Annotated in this window: 14 protein-coding genes; 10 read left to right on the plus strand and 4 right to left on the minus strand. The window is 66.4% G+C overall.

Going from position 1 to position 17,647, the window contains the following annotated elements:
* Nucleotides 1-78: 78 nt before the first annotated feature.
* Nucleotides 79-2,442, minus strand: a complete 2,364-nt coding sequence (locus tag ACZ48C_RS04550) for a putative bifunctional diguanylate cyclase/phosphodiesterase (protein WP_464782328.1) — start codon at nt 2,440-2,442, stop codon at nt 79-81.
* Entirely contained in the window at nt 2,429-3,478 is a 1,050-nt protein-coding gene (locus ACZ48C_RS04555) for a polyamine ABC transporter substrate-binding protein (RefSeq protein WP_119258836.1), read from the minus strand. Before ACZ48C_RS04555 ends, ACZ48C_RS04550 begins: the two co-directional genes overlap by 14 nt.
* 226 nt (nt 3,479-3,704) lie before the next feature.
* Here ACZ48C_RS04555 and ACZ48C_RS04560 point away from each other — a divergent pair, with 226 nt between their 5' ends.
* Both ACZ48C_RS04560 and bla read left to right on the plus strand, forming a co-directional pair.
* On the plus strand, nt 3,705-6,014 hold the full coding sequence (locus ACZ48C_RS04560) for a Tex family protein (protein WP_464782329.1): 2,310 nt from the start codon (nt 3,705-3,707) through the stop codon (nt 6,012-6,014).
* Between the two features lie 147 nt (nt 6,015-6,161).
* The gene (bla, locus tag ACZ48C_RS04565) at nt 6,162-7,055 is read left to right on the plus strand and encodes a BKC/GPC family carbapenem-hydrolyzing class A beta-lactamase (protein WP_464782330.1); all 894 of its coding nucleotides are present in this window, start codon (nt 6,162-6,164) and stop codon (nt 7,053-7,055) included.
* Between the two features lie 32 nt (nt 7,056-7,087).
* Here the strand turns inward: bla and ACZ48C_RS04570 are convergent, their stop codons facing one another.
* Nucleotides 7,088-7,411: an ArsR/SmtB family transcription factor gene (locus ACZ48C_RS04570; RefSeq protein ID WP_119258833.1), complete on the minus strand. Its 324-nt coding sequence runs from the start codon at nt 7,409-7,411 to the stop codon at nt 7,088-7,090.
* A gap of 73 nt (nt 7,412-7,484) precedes the next feature.
* Here ACZ48C_RS04570 and ACZ48C_RS04575 point away from each other — a divergent pair, with 73 nt between their 5' ends.
* A complete protein-coding gene (locus ACZ48C_RS04575; RefSeq protein ID WP_464782331.1) occupies nt 7,485-7,973 on the plus strand; it encodes an SRPBCC domain-containing protein in 489 nt (162 codons plus the stop codon).
* A 63-nt stretch (nt 7,974-8,036) separates the two neighbouring features.
* Here the strand turns inward: ACZ48C_RS04575 and ACZ48C_RS04580 are convergent, their stop codons facing one another.
* Nucleotides 8,037-8,744: a L,D-transpeptidase gene (locus ACZ48C_RS04580; protein WP_464782332.1), complete on the minus strand. Its 708-nt coding sequence runs from the start codon at nt 8,742-8,744 to the stop codon at nt 8,037-8,039.
* Nucleotides 8,745-9,005: 261 nt separating this feature from the next.
* Between ACZ48C_RS04580 and recO the strand changes: the two genes are divergently transcribed.
* The 7 genes from recO to nadA all read left to right on the plus strand — a co-directional run bounded on the left by recO (nt 9,006) and on the right by nadA (nt 17,524).
* Nucleotides 9,006-9,767, plus strand: coding sequence for a DNA repair protein RecO (gene recO, locus ACZ48C_RS04585; RefSeq protein WP_318911277.1), 762 nt, complete (start codon nt 9,006-9,008; stop codon nt 9,765-9,767).
* Nucleotides 9,764-10,273, plus strand: coding sequence for a PaaI family thioesterase (locus ACZ48C_RS04590; protein ID WP_464782333.1), 510 nt, complete (start codon nt 9,764-9,766; stop codon nt 10,271-10,273). Before recO ends, ACZ48C_RS04590 begins: the two co-directional genes overlap by 4 nt.
* A gap of 96 nt (nt 10,274-10,369) precedes the next feature.
* Entirely contained in the window at nt 10,370-13,222 is a 2,853-nt protein-coding gene (locus ACZ48C_RS04595; protein ID WP_464782334.1) for a DUF2339 domain-containing protein, read from the plus strand.
* A gap of 36 nt (nt 13,223-13,258) precedes the next feature.
* Entirely contained in the window at nt 13,259-13,912 is a 654-nt protein-coding gene (locus ACZ48C_RS04600; RefSeq protein WP_464782335.1) for an HD domain-containing protein, read from the plus strand.
* 78 nt (nt 13,913-13,990) lie between these two features.
* Complete coding sequence (locus tag ACZ48C_RS04605; protein WP_464782336.1) at nt 13,991-14,836, plus strand: MOSC domain-containing protein; 846 nt, start codon at nt 13,991-13,993, stop codon at nt 14,834-14,836.
* A gap of 208 nt (nt 14,837-15,044) precedes the next feature.
* Nucleotides 15,045-16,277, plus strand: coding sequence for an MFS transporter (locus ACZ48C_RS04610; RefSeq protein WP_464782337.1), 1,233 nt, complete (start codon nt 15,045-15,047; stop codon nt 16,275-16,277).
* Nucleotides 16,278-16,444: 167 nt separating this feature from the next.
* Nucleotides 16,445-17,524: a quinolinate synthase NadA gene (nadA, locus tag ACZ48C_RS04615; RefSeq protein WP_464782338.1), complete on the plus strand. Its 1,080-nt coding sequence runs from the start codon at nt 16,445-16,447 to the stop codon at nt 17,522-17,524.
* Nucleotides 17,525-17,647: the final 123 nt, after the last annotated feature.

Here is a 17,647-nt window from a genome sequence, read left to right on the forward strand (position 1 = left end):
ATCCCTTCTCCCCGCCCGCGGGGAGAAGGTCCCGGCAGGGGGATGAGGGGCAGCCCCCTCGTCATTTTCCAAGAGACCTCACGCCCGAGCGCGCCGCTCCGGCTTCTGCGCGCCCTCGCGCGCCTTGTCGATGAGCCGCTGCATGGCCCAGATGCCGAGATCTTCCAGGGTGAGGGGGCGGCTGATCAGGTAGCCCTGGTAGAGGTCGCAGCCCGCCGCGGCGAGCAGGGTCATCTTCTCGGTCGTATCGATGCCCTCGGCGATCACCGACATGTCCTGCGCGTGGCAGAGCGCGACGAGCGCCCGCAGCGTCGGCAGGGCCGCCGAGCGGGTGAGGCTTTCGACGAGCGCGCGGTCGAGCTTGATGGTCTCGGCCGGATATTCGATGATCTGCTGCACCGAGGTATAGCCCGCCCCGAAATCGTCGATGGAGATGCGGAAGCCGCGGCTGCGCAGGATCTCGATATTGCGGCGCGACTGCTCGCCCAGCTTCACCGCGAAAGTTTCCGTCAGCTCGATCTCGATGAGGCGCGTGTCGACGCCGTGCCGGTCGGCACACTCGCAGAAATGGTCGCTGATCGACTTCGTGTAGAGTTCCGCCGACGAGATGTTGATGCAGAGGATCGTCTCGGCGCCGAAGAGCTTGCGGATCCGGCCATGGTCGGCCATGGCCCGGTCGATCACCCACCAGTCGATCTTGCTGAAGAGGCCGGTGGTCTCCGCGATCGGGATGAACTCGTCCGGCGTCACGCTGCCGAGTGCGGGAGAGGTCCAGCGCAGCAGCGCCTCGCAGCCCGTCACGCGGCCGTGGCCGTCGACGATGGGCATGTAGACGAGATGGAATTCCTCGTCGGGATCGAGGACGCGCAGCTCCTCCTCGATGCGGCGCTGGCGGGTGCGCTTTTCGTGCAGCGAGCGTGAATAGCGGGCCGAGCCGTTCTTGCCCTGCGATTTCGCCTGGTACATGGCCGCATCGGCATTGGCGATCAGCTCCGGCAGGGTACGGGCATCTTCCGGATAGACGGCGATGCCGATGCTCGCCGTCACCGGATAGGCCTTGTCCAGAACCTCGAAGCCTTCCGCAAAGAGCGAGAGGATGTTGTTTGCCATTTCGGTGATCGTGCCGCCGCCCGGCTGACAGCGCAGCATGATGGCGAATTCGTCGCCGGAAAGGCGGGCGAAGAGGCCGTCCGGCAGGCCGCGATCCGCGACGATGCGGGCGACGATGGCCGAGATGCGGTCGGCAAGCGTCTTCAGGAGCTCGTCGCCGATCTTGTGGCCGTGCTTGTCGTTGACGAACTTGAAGTTGTCGACGTCGATGAAGAGCAGCGTGCAGCCGAGGCCGGCTTCCTCGGCCTCTTCCAGAAGCTGCGTGGAGCGGATGTTGAAATATTCGCGGTTGGAAATGCCCGTCAGCGTATCCGTCCAGGAAGCGTTCTGCACGAGGTCGAAGGACTGCATGGAATGGTCGTGCAGCCGTTTGACATTGGCCGAAAGACGGCCGATCTCGCCCACTTCGTCCATTGCCAGGATGCCGCTGCGGCTGCCGGTCATGACGTCTGTAAGCTGGCGGTCGAGCCGCGCGATGGGATTGGTGATGTAGCGCCGCACGAGCAGCAGCACGAGGCCGATGGTGCAGAGACTGAGCGCGATGGCGCCGAGCGCGAGCAGGCTCTTCAGCGTCCCCAGCCGGCTTTCGAGGAACGCGGCGTCGGGCGTCAGGCGGGCGAAGAGCGAGGGGCCGAGCGTCGCGGTGGCCGAGAGCGCACCCTGCGCCAGGAACTGGTGCTGCCCGATCTCGATCGCCGCGCCATATTCCTTTTCGAGCGTGCGCTTCATCTCGAGAAAGGCATTGGGCCGCACGGCGGTCTGCACGAGGATCGCGCTGTCCTTGGCGCTGGCAACCGGCCGGTTGAAGGTCAGCGGGTCGATGAATTCGGAATGCACGATCAGCGGCTCGATGCCGGCCGTGTCGAGATAGGCCCAGGACGAAAGGCGCGGGCTCGCGATGACCTGCCGGGCATGGGCGAGCTGCTGCGGCGTGATCTCGGCGAACGGATCGGCGCTGTCCTCGTAATAATAGTCGACCGTCAGCGGCGGGCGGATGATCGCGACCGAGATGAACTTCTTGCGGTCGTCGGAAAGCGAGGTGATGCTCTGCTGCAGGCGCACGCCGAGCGCCGTGCTGCGATAGCCCGCATCCGGCTCGTTGACGAAGAGGCGCACCGTATCGCCGGCGACCAGCGAATAGATGAGGCTGCGGTTCTGCGTCACCTCGTTCTGGAAGAGCGCGGTGAGCAGGCCCATCTGCTGCCACAGGCGCGCACGCTCCAGCCCGAGGATCGCGGAGCCCTGGACATAGTAGATGAGGGAGGCCGCGAGCACGTAGCCCGAGAGGACGACCGGGAAGATGAGGGCGAGGGCGCGTTTACCGAGCGTCACTGAGTTGGGCCAGACTGCTGATGATGCGGCGGCGGGCCTGGACCGATTGGACGGTCAGTTCCTCCTGAAGCTGGCTTCTGGCCAGGATTTCCGGTGCGGCATAGATTTCGGGATTGGAGCGGATGTCTTGCGGCAGCAGCGCGAGCGCTGCGGTGCTTGCGGTGGGCATGTTGAGCTTGAGGGCGTTGCGCGCGCCGTTCTTCGCATTGCTGATATAGTCGACCAGCCGCAGCGCGTTCGCCTTGTCCCGCGAGCGCTCGCTGACGGTGATGCAGTCGAGCCAGGAGAGCGTGCCTTCCTTCGGCACGGCATAGCGCCAGAGGCCGGGCGCGTTGACCTTGCCGTTCAGCGTGTACTGGTCGCCGCTGTAGCCGAGCGCCATGTAGATGTTCGGCCCCTTGTCGGCGCTCTGGATCGAGGTGATGACGTAGTCGTAGGTCAGCACATAGGGAAGCTGCACCTTCATCAGCTCGAACGCCGCCTTCAACGTTTCGTTGTCGTTGGCATTGACCGACTTGCCGAGCAGCACGAGCGGCGCGACGAAGGCTTCCGCATGGTCGTCGTACATGGCGATGTGGCCGCGCAGGCTTTCCGCCGGCTTCATCAGGTCCGCCCATGAGGAGGGCGCCTCGGTGATCTTGTCGGAACGGTAGAGGATGCCCATCGTGCCCCAGAGATAGGGCACGCCATAGCCGCCGCAACGCTTCGTCCAGCTTTCCTCGAAGTCCTTCAGCGCGGGCACGTTCTTGCGGTCGAGCGCCATGATGATGCCGCGGTTGCCGTAGAGCTTCGCGCCGTTCTCGTTGGTGACGACCACGTCGATATTGCTGTTCGGATCGGCGAGGATCTCGTCGCGGGCATCGCCGCTGTCGTAGAAGATCTGGCGCACCTCGATGCCGGTCTCGACCGTGAAATCAGCGAGGATCTGCTCGTCGATATAGGTTTCCCAGATGAGGAGATTGAGCGTCGCCGCGTGGGCTGGAGCGGCCGCGGCGATGGCCGTCAGAGAGACTGCTGCAAGAAATGCGCCGCGCATGCCGAAGGCCCCGTTGCCGTTACGCAAGGCAGGATAGTCGGCAAGGCTTTATGAAGGGTTACAACCGCCAAGCCCCCTTTTTTGTCCATTCAACCCTGATGCGGCGGCGCAAGGCCGCGCGGCCGGTGATATATTGTGGACGTGGCCCGCCGCGGCAGGCCCGGTGGTTGGCCTGTCGCCATGCGCTCACTATGGTCGCCGCCCGCACCATCACGAGGAGTTCGACATGGCCCCGACACCGCTCAAGATCGCCAACCTGATCGCCGCCGAGATCAAGGCGACCTCCGTGCAGGTCTCCGCCGCCGTGGAGCTGCTGGACGAGGGTGCGACCGTGCCCTTCATCGCGCGCTACCGCAAGGAGGTGACGGGCGGCCTCGACGATACGCAGCTGCGCACGCTCGCCGAGCGGCTGACCTATCTGCGCGAGCTGGAGGCCCGCCGCGCCTCGATCCTCGATTCCATCGCGGGGCAGGGCAAGCTGACGGACGAGCTGGCCGCCAAGATCGCCACGGTCACCACCAAGGCCGAGCTCGAGGACATCTACCTGCCCTACAAGCCCAAGCGCCGCACCAAGGCGGAGATCGCCCGTGAGCGCGGCCTCGGCCCGCTGGCCGAGCAAATCCTTGCCGACCGCGCGCTGGTGCCGGCCGAGCTTGCGGAAAAGTTCCTTTCCGCCGAGGTGCCGGACGTGAAGGCCGCGCTGGAAGGCGCGCGCGACATCGTCGCCGAGCAGTTGACGGAAAATGCCGACCTCCTCAAGCGCCTGCGCGAATACATGAAGGACAACGCCTTCCTGCGCTCCCGCGTCGTGGAGGGCAAGCAGGAGGCCGGCGCCAAGTTCTCCGACTATTTCGACCACACCGAACGCTGGGCGACCGTTCCGGGCCACCGCGCGCTCGCCATGCTGCGCGGCTGGAACGAGGAGTTCCTGTCGGTCGATATCGTCGTCGACCAGGACAGCACCGAGCCGGTCAAGCCCGTCGAGCGCATCATCGCCTCGTTCTATGCCGTCGGCACGAAGCCGGGCGACAAGTGGCTGGCCGAGGTGATCGGCTGGACCTGGCGCGTCAAGCTCTCCATGTCACTCTCGCTCGACCTGATGCGCGAGATGCGCGAGCGCTCGGAAGAGGAGGCGATCCGCGTCTTCGCCCGAAACCTCAAGGACCTGCTGCTCGCCGCGCCCGCCGGCACGCGCGCCACGATGGGTCTCGATCCGGGCATCCGCACCGGCGTCAAGGTCGCCGTGGTCGATAATACCGGTAAGGTGGTCGAGACGACGACGGTCTATCCCTTCCCGCCGAAGAACGACGTGCGCGGCACGCAGGCCGAGCTTGCCTCGCTGATCCGCAAGCACAAGGTCGAGCTGATCGCCATCGGCAACGGCACGGGCAGCCGCGAGACGGAAAAGCTGGTGGCCGATATGCTCGCCCAGCTTCCCGCGCCCAAGCCCACCAAGGTCATCGTCTCGGAGGCCGGCGCTTCGGTCTATTCCGCCTCGGAAACGGCGGCCGCGGAGTTCCCGAATCTCGACGTCTCGCTGCGCGGTGCGGTCTCCATCGCCCGCCGCCTGCAGGATCCGCTGGCCGAACTCGTGAAGATCGAGCCGAAGTCGATCGGCGTCGGCCAGTACCAGCACGATGTCGACCAGGGCAAGCTTTCGCGCTCGCTGGACGCGGTGGTGGAAGATGCGGTGAACGCCGTCGGCGTCGATCTCAACACCGCCTCCGCGCCGCTGCTCGCCCGCGTTTCCGGCCTGGGAAAATCCTCGGCGGAGGCCATCGTCGCGCATCGCGATGCGAACGGCCCCTTCGAGAGCCGCAAGGAGCTGATGAAGGTCTCGCGCCTCGGCGCGCGCACCTTCGAGCAATGCGCCGGCTTCCTGCGCATCCCGAACGGCAAGGAGCCGCTCGATGCCTCCTCCGTGCACCCGGAAGCCTATGGCGTTGCCAAGAAGATCGTCGCGGCCTGCGGGCGAGACCTGCGCGCCCTGATGGGCGACAGCGCGGCGCTGAAGGCGCTCGACCCGAAGGTCTTCGTCGACGAGCGCTTCGGCCTTCCGACCGTCAGGGACATTCTCGCCGAACTCGAAAAGCCCGGCCGCGACCCGCGTCCGGAATTCCGGACCGCGACCTTCGCTGACGGCGTCGACGACATCAAGGACCTCAAGGTCGGCATGCTGCTGGAGGGCACGGTGACGAACGTCGCCGCCTTCGGCGCCTTCGTCGATATCGGCGTGCATCAGGACGGCCTCGTGCACGTCTCCCAGCTCGCCGACCGCTTCGTCAAGGATCCGCATGAGGTGGTGAAGGCCGGTGACGTGGTGAAGGTGCGGGTGACGGAGGTGGACGTGCCACGCAAGCGCATCGGCCTCACCATGCGCAAGGACGGCGGCGCGCCGGCCGCCCGCGACAATGCGCCCCGGAATGACCGCAATGCCGGCATGAAGCCGAAGTTCAGCCAGGCCGCGCCGAAGCAGCAGGCGCCCGCGCAGGGCGCTTTCGGCGCCGCGCTCGCCGAGGCGATGAAACGGAAATAAGGGCAGAAGCCCAAATTTTCCTAATGGCTGACGGCAGAAATCGTCGTTTGTCCTGTCCCTTGCGCTTGGCCATATTCGCGGCGTGGGCGGGCTGAACGGGCCGTCGGCGCAAGGCGCGCCGGTGCCCGAAAGACAGGAAAATACACGATGACGATCACGATTTCACGCCGGCGGGCGATTGCCGGCGCTCTCCTTGCCGTTCCCGCCGTCTCCGCGCTTGCCGGCACCGCGGCGGCGGCCGGGGAGGGAAAACTGGAAAAGCGGCTTGCGGAGCTCGAAGGGCGCCACGAGGGCCGCATCGGCGTTGCCATACATAATCTCGCGACGGGCGCCCGGCTCGGCTACCGCGCCGACGAGCGCTTCCTGATGTGCAGCACCTTCAAGGCGCTGCTGGCAGGCCATATCCTCGCCCGCGTCGACCGCAAGGAGGAAGACCTCGACCGCCGTATCGTGGTGAAGAAATCCGACCTCGTGGACTGGTCCCCGGTGGTGGAGAAGCGCGTTGGCGGCAACGGGATCTCGATTGCCGAACTCTGCGCGGCGACGATCACGCTCAGCGACAATGCCGCCGCCAATCTTCTGCTTGCGGCTTCCGGCGGACCGAAGGCGGTGACGCAGTTCCTGCGCGGCTTCGGCGACGAGGTGACCCGCCTCGACCGCACCGAGCCCAAGCTCAACTACCACGATGCGCCGGACGACGAGCGCGACACGACGACCCCGCTCGCCATGACCGAAACGCTGCGCCGGCTGGTCTTCTCCGACGTGCTTTCGCCATCGTCGAAGGCGCAGCTTGCCGCCTGGCTGGTGATGAACAAGACCGGCGACACGCGGCTGCGCGCCGGCTTCCCGGCGGACTGGATGACCGGCGACAAGACCGGCACGAACGGCGACAAGCAGGGCAATGCCAATGACGTGGCCGTCGCCTGGTCGCCGGACCGCGGCGCGATTGTCGTCACGGCCTTCTGTGAGATCCCAGGCATTTCCGGCGACGAGCGCAATGCCGTCATTGCCGAGATCGGCCGCATCGCCGCCGAGGTCTGATTGTTGGAGGGCGCTGCCGAAGGGCGGCGCCGTCACCCTTCGAGGTCGGCTTGCAGCGCCGAAAGCACGGTCATCGCATGGCCGGCATATTGGCTGATCCAGCGGTCGTGGATCGCCTGGATCGGCAGGGCGTTGAGATGGTTCCAGCGCTCGCGGCCCTCGCGGCGGGGAATGATCAGCTCCGCCTCCTCCAGCACCTTCAGGTGCTGCATGACCGTGCAGCGGTCCATCTCCGGAAACCTTTCGCAGAGCGCGCCCGTTGTCAGCGGCGCATCCCTGATCGCATCCAGCATCTGCCGCCTTTTGCCGTTGGCGAGCGCCTTGAAAACGGCATCCTCTTTCGATTCGCTTGACATGTTATGTTTTTATAACATATTTTGACCGGGTACAAGATCGAGAAGAGGGCGGGTAGCGCCCAAGGAGGACGGCATGACGCTGGAATTTCGCGTGAACGGCCGGATCGGCAAGCCGGTCGCAGAGGTTTTCGATGCTGTGGTCAATCCGAAGAAGCTGAGCGGCTATTTCACCACGATCGGCGGGGCGAGTGCACCGCTGGTCGAAGGCACGACGGTGACATGGTGGGGCATGGCCCCGGTCATCGTCGACAGGGTGGAGAAGGACGCGCTCATCGTCTTCCGCTGGGACGCCATGGTCGACAAGGACGAGGAGCCTTACAAGACGCGTGTCGAGATGCGCTTCAAGCCGCTCGACGACGGCGGCACGATGGTCACCATCGCCGAGACCGGCTGGCGTGAGAACGACCGCGGCCAGAAATCCTCCTACATGAATTGCGAGGGCTGGTCGCAGATGCTCGCCTGCATGAAGGCCTATGTCGAATACGGCATCAACCTGCGCGAGGGCTATTACCCGAGCGAGATGAACGGCGTCGTCACATCCGAGCAGCAGGATTTCACCTGATGCGGAAAGGGCGCTATCGCTGTGAAGCGATAGCGCCCTTTTGAAAGCCGGACTTGACGGTCCCTAGATGGCGGCCGGCGGTACGAAGCCGTTGGCCGCCGCCACCGGCGTTATTTCCTCCGCAGGCGTCTGATGCTGCAGCACGACGACGCGGCTGCCGCTCGGCACGCGGCCGTAGAGGTCGATGATGTCCTGGTTGAAGAGGCGGATGCAGCCGCTCGACACGGCCTTGCCGATCGACCACGGCTCGGACGTGCCGTGGATGCGGAACAGCGTGTCCTTGCCGTCCTTGTAGAGATAGAGCGCGCGCGGCCCGAGCGGATTGGTCAGGCCCGGCTCCATACCGTTCGCCCATTTGAGGTTCCGCTCCGGTTCGCGCTTGATCATGCTCGGTGTCGGCGTCCAGCGCGGCCATTCCGCCTTGCGGCCGATGCGCGCCGCGCCCTCGAATTCCAGTCCCGCCTTGCCGACGCCGATGCCGTAGCGCATCGCCATGCCTTCGCCCTGCACGAGGTAGAGGAAGCGGTTCTGCGTATCGATGACGATCGTGCCGGCCGGCTCCATCGTCTGGTAGGCCACCTGCTGGCGGAAATATTTCGGGTTCACCCGGCTGATGTTCATCGCCGGCAGCGGGAAGCGCTCCTCCGGCTGCGGCCCGTACATGGCGACATGCATCGGGTCCGGCCCCTTCCTCACCGGCTTAGCGGTGGTGACGCAGCCGGCAAGCGTTGCGGCGACGGCGAGAAGGGCGAGGGCGCGGGACACGCACATGAAAGGGCACCTGTATCTGGAACTGCAATGCGGCCTCTTGGCCTTGGCCGGGGTCTATAAAGCCAAAGGCGGCGCCGGCAGGGCGAGAAGAAAGCGAAACTGTGGCAAGGGGTTAGGTGTGGCGATATGGCCACGCACCCGTGCTTGGGATTGCCCCTCATCCGCCTGCCGGCCGTTCTCCTCGGCTGCGGGGAGACGGTAAGGGGCAAGGCAGCATGCGTTGCGCTTGCTCCCGCCCCATCGAGGGCGTAAGGCTTTGCCATGCAATGGAGTGACGAAGCCATCGTTCTGGGCGTGCGGCGCCACGGCGAGACGTCGGTGATCGCCGAGGTGATGACGCGTGGCCGTGGCCGGCATCTCGGCATGGTGCGCGGCGGCCGGTCGCGGACGATGCAGCCGGTGCTCCAGCCGGGCAATTCCGTTGAAGTGACATGGCGCGCGCGGCTCGACGAGCATCTCGGCGAGTTCCGCCTCGAGCCGCTGGAGCTTCGCGCCGGCCGCCTCATGGAGACCGCGACGGCCGTCTACGGCGTGCAGGCCATGGCGGCGCTGCTGCGCTTCCTGCCGGAGCGCGATCCCCATCCCCATCTCTACGAGGCGCTGTCGGTCATCCTCGACCATCTGCACGAGCCGGCCGATGCCGGCGAGCTCTTCATCCGCTTCGAACTCGCCGTACTGAACGACCTCGGCTTCGGCCTCGATCTCCTCGAATGCGTGGCGACCGGCAGCCGCGACGACCTCTGCTACGTCTCGCCGAAATCCGGCCGCGCCGTCTCGCGCGCGGCGGGCGCGCCCTGGGCGGACAAGATGCTGGCGCTTCCCGCCTTCCTCGGCGACGAGAGCCGGCACGCCGCCGATGCCGCCGCGCTCGCCGACGGTTTTCGCCTGACCGCCTTCTTCCTCAACCGCCATGTCTGCGAGCCGCGCGGGCTGGAGCTTGCGAGCGCCCGCGAAGGCTTCGTGCAGGCGGCCTTGAAGGCGCTCGGCCGGCAGGACGGGGAACGCAGGGAGGCGCATGCATGACGGTCGAGATCTATCCGGGGATGACGGTTGCCGGCGTCGGCACGCTGCCGCTCGACGTGGTGGCGCGCGACGGCGGTCTCAAGGTGCTGCGGGCGATGCTTATCGGCGATCTGCCCGCGCCGCCGATGGCAAGGACTCTCGCCTTCAGCATGACCGAGGTGGAGGAGGGGCGCGTCGTCTTCGCCGGCATGCCCTCTGCCGACCATCTCAACCCGCTCGGCACGGTGCATGGCGGCTGGACCGCCACGGTGATGGATTCGGCGCTCGGCTGCGCCGTCTTCTCGACGGTCAGGCCGGGCGAGGCCTATACGACCATCGAGTTCAAGCTGAATCTCGTGCGCCCCGTTCTGCCCGGCATGGGCGAGGTGTTCTGCGAGGGAAGGATCGTCCATCGCGGCCGCACCATCGCCACGTCGGAAGCGTGGCTGCGCGACGGCAAGGGCAAGCTGCTCGCCCACGGCACGGAGACCTGCGCCATCTTCCCCATCGAAAATCTGATGCGCTGAGCGGCGAAGAGATCGCCTGCCTGAAACGTAACTACGTTTGGCGTTTGAGAAAAACCGGGTAGTGTTCCGCCCGGACAGTGCCGCTCTGGAGTCGCAATGCTTGAAATACTCGGCCTCGTCGCCTTTGGCCTGGCGCTCTATACCCTCAATGCCTCGCGCAACAGCGCGCAGAAACTCGGCGATGAGGTGATGCGCCTCCGGCAGGAGGTCGAGGCCCTGAAGGCGGGCGGCGTGCCCCTTGCAGCGGCGGTCTCTGCCGAAGAGACGGCCGAAGCCGCGACGGAAGAGCTGCCCGAGCCGCCGGAGGAGGAGGAGGAGGGCTTCTCCAGCCCCTGGGCGGCGGCGCAGGCGGACGAGGCCGGCAAGGGCCGCTCCATCTTCGGCGGCGATACGCCCACCGTGCCGGCCGATGCCGTGGCCGCAAGCGAGACGGCGGAAGAAGCCGCCGCCGTGCCCGCCGCCGCGCCGGCAAGGCCGAAGGAAAGCTTCGAGAGCCGCATTGGCGCGCGCTGGGCCGTCTGGGTCGGCGGCATCGCGCTCGCGCTCGGCGGCATCTTCATGGTCAAGTATTCCATCGAGGCGGGGCTTTTGAGCCCCGCCGTGCGGCTGTCGCTCGCGGCGCTCTTCGGCCTCGTGCTGATGGCGGCCGGCGAATTCGTGCGCCGCCGCACCCAGCCGCTCATCGCCAACGCCTTCCAGAACGCCATGATCCCCGGCGTGCTGACGGCGGCGGGCGCCATCACGCTCTTCGCCGTGACCTATGTCGCCTATGCCTTCTACGCCTATCTCGGTGCGCCGGCCGCCTTCGTGCTGCTCGCCGTCGTCGCCTTCGCCACCATTGGCCTTTCGCTGCTGCACGGGCAGGCGCTGGCCGGCCTCGGCCTGCTCGCCTCGCTGCTGACGCCCGCGCTGGTCTCGACCAGCGAGCCGAACCCGTGGGGCCTCTTCGGCTTCCTCGGCATCGCCTGGCTTGCCACCTTCGCCGCCTCGCGCATCCGCCGCTGGCAGGTCGTGCCGGCGCTCGCCAATGTCGGCATGGCGCTCTGGGCCTTGCTCTATCTCTCGCAGGCCGACAGGGTCGAGGTGTTGCCGGTGCTGCTGGCCATGCTCGTGCTCGCCCTCGGCCATGGCCTGCTCTGGCCGGGCGGCATCACGGCGGACGAGATGCCCGCGCCGACGGGCGCGTCCTCCGGCGATGCGCTCGACCGTCTCTTCGCCCCGCCCGCCGTCGCGGTGTCGCTGACCGGCGCGCTCGCCATGCTCTTCCCGGCGCTGATGCTCGCCGGCAAGGTGCCTCTCGTCGCCTCCGCCGATTACGGCTTCGTCGCCGTCGTCCTCGCGCTCGCGCTGCTCGGCGCGCTACGCTGCTGGGCGATCTATCCGGCCGTCTTCTCGGCCGTCGGCGCGGTGGCCGGCACCGTGGCGATGTCCGCCATGCCGGTCGGCCTGCTCATCGATACGCTCGGCGTGGTCGCCCCGCCGACGCTCGACGGGACGACCCTGCCGGTTCCCGTCCTCGGGCCGGCTCCCGTCCTCGGCTCGGTGCCGGTCGGCCTGCTGCTGGCGCTTGCCGTCGCCTATGCGGCCGTCGGCCTTGCGGCGGTACGCCTGCGCCTTGCCGGCTCCGGCCTCTTCGCCGCGATCTGGAGCCTGCTCGCGCCGGCCGTGCCGCTGGCGATCCTCGCGATCAGCTTCCTCACCTTCGGCAATCTCTCCTTCGACCTGAAGCACGGCCTTCTCGCCGTCGTCCTCGGCCTCGTCTTCCTCGGCGCGGCCGAGGCGTTCTCGCGCGAAAAGCAGGAGATGGGAGGCGTCTTCGTCCCGCAATGGGCGCTCGCCGCCGGGGGCTTCGCCTTCCTCGTCCTGGCGCTGCACGCGCTGACCGACGGCCTTGCCACCACGCTCGGCATCGCGCTTCTCGGCGCCGCCGCCGTCTTCGCCACGCGCCTTCGCCGCTGGCCGGTGCTGCCCTGGCTGATGGCGGGCGCGGCCCTCGTCGTCGCCGGCCGCATCGCCTGGGAGCCGACCATCGTCGGCGCGGCGAACCTTTCGAAAATGCCGGTCTTCAACCAGCTTCTCGCCGGCTACGGCATTCCGGCCGCGCTGCTCGCGCTGTCGGCCTTCGAGCTGCGCCGCTGGCCGGATCTGCGCATCCGCAATCTCCTCCAGGCGCTCGCCAGCCTCTTCCTGCTGCTGACCGCCGCCATCCTCGTGCGCCACGGCATGAACGGCGGCGTGCTCGACAGCTCCGTGCCGACGCTCGGCGAGCAGGCGATCTACACGCTGCTGGTCATCGGCGCCTCGGCAACCATGATGTCGCTCGATCTCAAGTCGCCGAGCCCGGTCTTCCGCTATGGCTCCATGGCGGTCGGCGGGCTCTCGGTCCTTTCGGTGCTGAGCGCCCATTTCATCGGGCTCAATCCCTATTTCACCGGCGAGCTGCTCGGCAGGTGGCCGTTCTTCGACCTCTTGCTGATCGGCTATCTCATTCCCGGCATCGCCTATGGCGGGCTTGCCTGGTATGCGCGGGATCGCCGGCCGCTGCCCTATGTCATCATGCTGGCGCTCACCGGCGTCGCGCTCGCCTTCGCCTGGGTCACGCTTTCCGTCCGGCGCTACTGGCACGGCGAGGGCATCGCCGACTGGAAGGGTTTCCTCCAGCCGGAGACCTATACCTATTCGGTCGTCTGGCTGCTGCTCGGCGTGGCGCTGCTCGCCGTCGGTTCGAAGTTCGATTCCAAGAGCATCCGCCTTGCCTCCGCCGGCCTCGTGCTGATCGCCGTCGTCAAGGTCTTCCTCATCGACATGTCGAACCTCGAAGGCATCCTGCGGGCGCTCTCCTTCATCGGCCTCGGCGCGGTACTGATCGGCATCGGCCTGTTCTACCAGAAGATCCTCTCGGGAAAGGCCGGGACGGACGAAAAGGTGGAATTGAACGCACCGTCCTGACGGGATAGGTCTCGGGCAGTCTTTTTCGGGGTGCCCATGTCCTTCACCTGCCTCGCCGCTGCCTTCTCGCCCCTCGGGGACCTTGCCGGACGCCTGCTGCCGCAGGCCTTCGCCGCCGATGACGGCTCGCACGACGCCGCCCATCTCATCCGCGTGTGGAAGAGCGCCCGGCGCATCCAGGCGGAGGAGGGCGGGGACCTCCGGCTCCTCGCCGCCGCCGTGCTGCTGCATGATTGCGTGGCGGTGGAGAAGAATTCGCCGCTGCGCCGGCAGGCCTCGCGCCTTGCCGCCGAAAAGGCCGCGGGCCTGCTTGCCGCCGAGGGCTGGAGCGAAGCGGATGTCGCCGCCGTCGCCCATGCCATCCTCACGCACAGCTTCTCCGCCGATATCCCGCCGGAAACGCTGGAGGCGAAAATCCTGCAGGACGCCGACCGGCTGGACGCCATCGGCATGGTCGGCGCGGCGCGCTGCTTCTATATCGCGGGCCGCATGGGCAGCGGCCTCTACGATCCGCTGGATCCGCTCGCCGAGCACCGCCCCCTCGACGACAAGGCCTTCGCCATCGACCATTTCGAGGTGAAGCTCTTCCGGCTGGCAGATGGGTTCCGCACGAAGGCGGGCGCGCGCATGGCCAAGGCCCGCACGGAGCGCCTGCGCGCCATCCGCGACATGCTCCTGGATGAAATCTGAGCGAAAACATGCTTTTGTGCCGCCGGATTGAATCGATCCGGCAAGGCGTTGAATCGAAGTTTCAGGAAAGGTCGTCCCATGAAGGTCGAGGCTCTCAATATCTATCCGCTGAAGAGCGGCCGGGCCATTCCCGTCGAGAGCGCGTCCGTGCGCCTCGACGGCCTTGCCGGCGACCGGCGCTTCATGATCGTCGAGCCGGACGGACGCTGTATCACCCAGCGCGAACTCCAGATGCTCGCCCGCGTCGAGGCGACGCCGGTCGGCGAGAGCCTGCATCTGGAGATGGAGGGCCGCCAGCTCTTCGCGAGCTTCGAGCCGGAAGACCGCCTCGACGTGACGATCTGGGATACGCCCGTCAATGCCGCGGTGGCCGACGAGGCGGTGAACGAGGCGCTGTCGGACTGGTTCGCCCGGCCTGTGAAGCTGGTGCATATGGATGCGGCGGCCCACCGCGCCGAGGGCGAGGAATGGGCCGGAAAGCCGGTGCCGGTGCGTTTTGCGGACGGTTTTCCCGTCCTCGTCACCACGACGGGGTCGCTGGCCGACCTCAACCGCACGCTCGTCGCCAAGGGGCAGGAGCCGGTCGGCATGGACCGCTTCCGCACCAATATCCTCGTCACCTGCGAGGAGCCCTGGCAGGAGGATTTCTGGCAAATCATCGAGATCGGCGGCGTCACCTTCGACCTCGTCAAGCCTTGCGCCCGCTGCATCATGACCACGCAGGACCAGATGACCGGCGAGCGCATCGGCGGCAACCCGATCCAGGGCCTTGCGGAAAAGCGCATGTCGGCCGACCGCCGCGTGCCCGGCGTCCTCTTCGGCTGGAACGCGGTGCCGCGCGGCGAGGGTGACATCCGCCTCGGTGATGCGGTGGAGGTGAAGGGCACGCGCGCCGATCGCTGGCCGCTCAAGGTGCGGGCGTGAATCTCGCCCGCTCTTCCATCAACCCGGTTGATCGTCCGCTCAATTAAATTCGCTTTCGTTCATCGATGGCGGCGCGTAGGGTCCGTCTCCCTGGAGCAATTCCAGCAAAAGTGCGAAGCGGTTTTGCGTCCTGGAATTGCGTGAAGAAAAAGAATTAGAGCGTTTTCGCGATTCGAAGAAAAGCGGAAATGCTCTAATGGAGACCACCATGTCCGCTACCACCGTTACGGCTCCGGCCGCGAGCCGGCCGATGCCCTGGCTCATCATCGTCGCCGGTTCGCTGATCGCCGTGCTGACCTTCGGCCCGCGCTCGGCGATGGGTTTCTTCCAGCTTCCGATGCTGCAGGATACCGGCTGGGACCGCACGACCTTCGGCCTCGCCATGGCCTTGCAGAACCTCGCCTGGGGCGTCAGCCAGCCCTTCTTCGGCGCCATCGCCGACAAGTTCGGCACCTGGCGCGTGCTGCTCGTCTCGGGCCTCGTCTATGCGCTCGGCCTCTTCCTGATGTCGCTCGGCACCTCGCCGCTCTGGCTGCATGTCGGCGGCGGCGTACTGGTCGGGCTCGGCGTCGGGGCCGGCTCCTTCGGCATCCTGCTCTCCGCCTTCGCCCGCAACGTCACGCCGGACCAGCGCTCCATGGCCTTCGGCATCTGCACGGCGGCGGGCTCGGCCGGCATGTTCCTCTTCGCGCCGCTCTCGCAGGGCCTGATCAGCGCCTTCGGCTGGTCCGATAGCCTCGTCTGGCTCGGCGTCATGATGCTTCTCGTGCCGCTCCTCGGTATTCCGCTGCGCGGCAATTCCTCCTCCGGCATCATCGCCGCCAGCGAATACAAGCAGACCATCGGCGAAGCTCTGCGCGAGGCGCTCGGCCACCGCAGCTATCTGCTGCTCACCGCCGGCTTCTTCGTCTGCGGCTATCAGGTCGCCTTCATCACCGCGCATTTCCCGGCCTATCTCGGCGATATCGGCATCGATGCGCGCTATGCGGTGATCGCGCTGGCGCTGATCGGCTTCTTCAACGTCATCGGCTCGCTCGCCGCCGGCTTCATCGGCCAGCGTTACTCGAAGCCCTATTTCCTCGCCTATATCTACCTTGCCCGCTCGGTCGCGGTCTCGGCCTTCATCCTCCTACCGAAGTCGCCGGCCTCCGTCATCATTTTTGCCGTGGTGATGGGCCTGCTCTGGCTCTCCACCGTGCCGCCGACCAACGGCCTCGTCGCCATCATGTTCGGCACGAAGCATCTCGGCCTGCTCGGCGGCATCGTCTTCCTGTCGCACCAGATCGGCTCGTTCCTCGGCGTGTGGATGGGCGGCTATCTCTACGACCATTTCGGCACCTACGATCCGGTATGGTGGCTGGGCGTCGTGCTCGGCATCTTCGCGGCGATCGTGCACTGGCCGATCGAGGAGAAGGGCGTCGCCCGCCCGGCGATGGCCTGATTCGAAACGGTATCGCCGCCCGAAGGAATTCGGGCGGCGCGCCTTGCAAAGCGTCATAAAAGTTTCTAAATCTGAACCACCGGCAATGCCGGTTTTGTTTTACAGCTGTTATGCTCAATATGAGCAAAATGGCGAAGCCGCCGGAAACGGCGGAGGAGGAGGGTTCCATGACCGTTCTGGCCCAGCATGCAGTGGAGGCCGAAGCTGCACGTCCGCTGACCGCCGCGGAGCGCTTCGGCGTCGCCGAGAAACCGGACCTCACCTTCACGCCGGAGATCGCCCGCGAGACCGAGCACCTCTACGAGAAGGTCAAACAGTTCATCCCCGCCTTCGAATGGCCGGTCTACGCGCCCTATGTTGCCGCCATCAACCGGCTGAAGAAGGAGCGCGGCGCGGTCATCCTCGCGCATAACTACCAGACGCCGGAAATCTTCCACTGCGTCGCCGACATCGTCGGCGATTCGCTTCAGCTCGCCCGCGACGCCACCCGGGTCGATGCCGAGATCATCATCCAGTGCGGCGTGCACTTCATGGCCGAGACCTCCAAACTGCTGAACCCGGAAAAGACCGTCCTCATCCCGGATGCGCGCGCCGGTTGCTCGCTGTCGGAATCGATCACCGGCGCGGACGTGCGCCTGCTCAAGCAGCGTTATCCCGGCGTGCCGGTCGTCACCTACGTCAACACCTCGGCCGACGTGAAGGCGGAGACGGATATCTGCTGCACCTCGTCCAACGTTCTTGCCGTCATCGAGAGCTTGGAGAGTGACACCGTCCTCTGCATCCCGGACGAATATCTGGCGATGAACGTCGCCAAGCAGACGAACAAGAAGATCCTCACCTGGAAGGGCCATTGCGAGGTGCACGAGCGCTTCACCCCGCAGGAGCTGCTCGCTTACAAGGAAGCCCATCCCGGCATCGAGATCATCGGCCACCCGGAATGCCACCCGGACGTCATCGCCGTCTGCGACTTCGCCGGATCGACGGCGGGCATGATCAACTATGTGAAGGACAACCATCCCGCGCGCGTGCTGCTCGTCACCGAATGCTCCATGGCCTCCAACATCCAGGCCGAGCTGCCGGGCGTCGATTTCGTGAAGCCCTGCAACCTCTGTCCGCACATGAAGCGCATCACGCTGCCGAAGATCCTCGACAGCCTTGTGAACATGACGGAGGAGGTTCTGGTCGATCCGGCGATCGCCGATCGGGCGCGCCTTGCCGTCGAGCGGATGGTGAACTTGAAGCAGTAACGTGGCTGGCTTTCGGATCGCGGAAGGCAGAGCGCGGACGGTGCGGTTTTCGATCTCCCCCCTTGTGGGGGAGATGCCCGGCAGGGCAGAGGGGGTGAGCCTCCTCGTCAGTGCGGGCCGCCA

It is taken from the genome of Shinella sp. 1A1 (genome assembly GCF_055379515.1).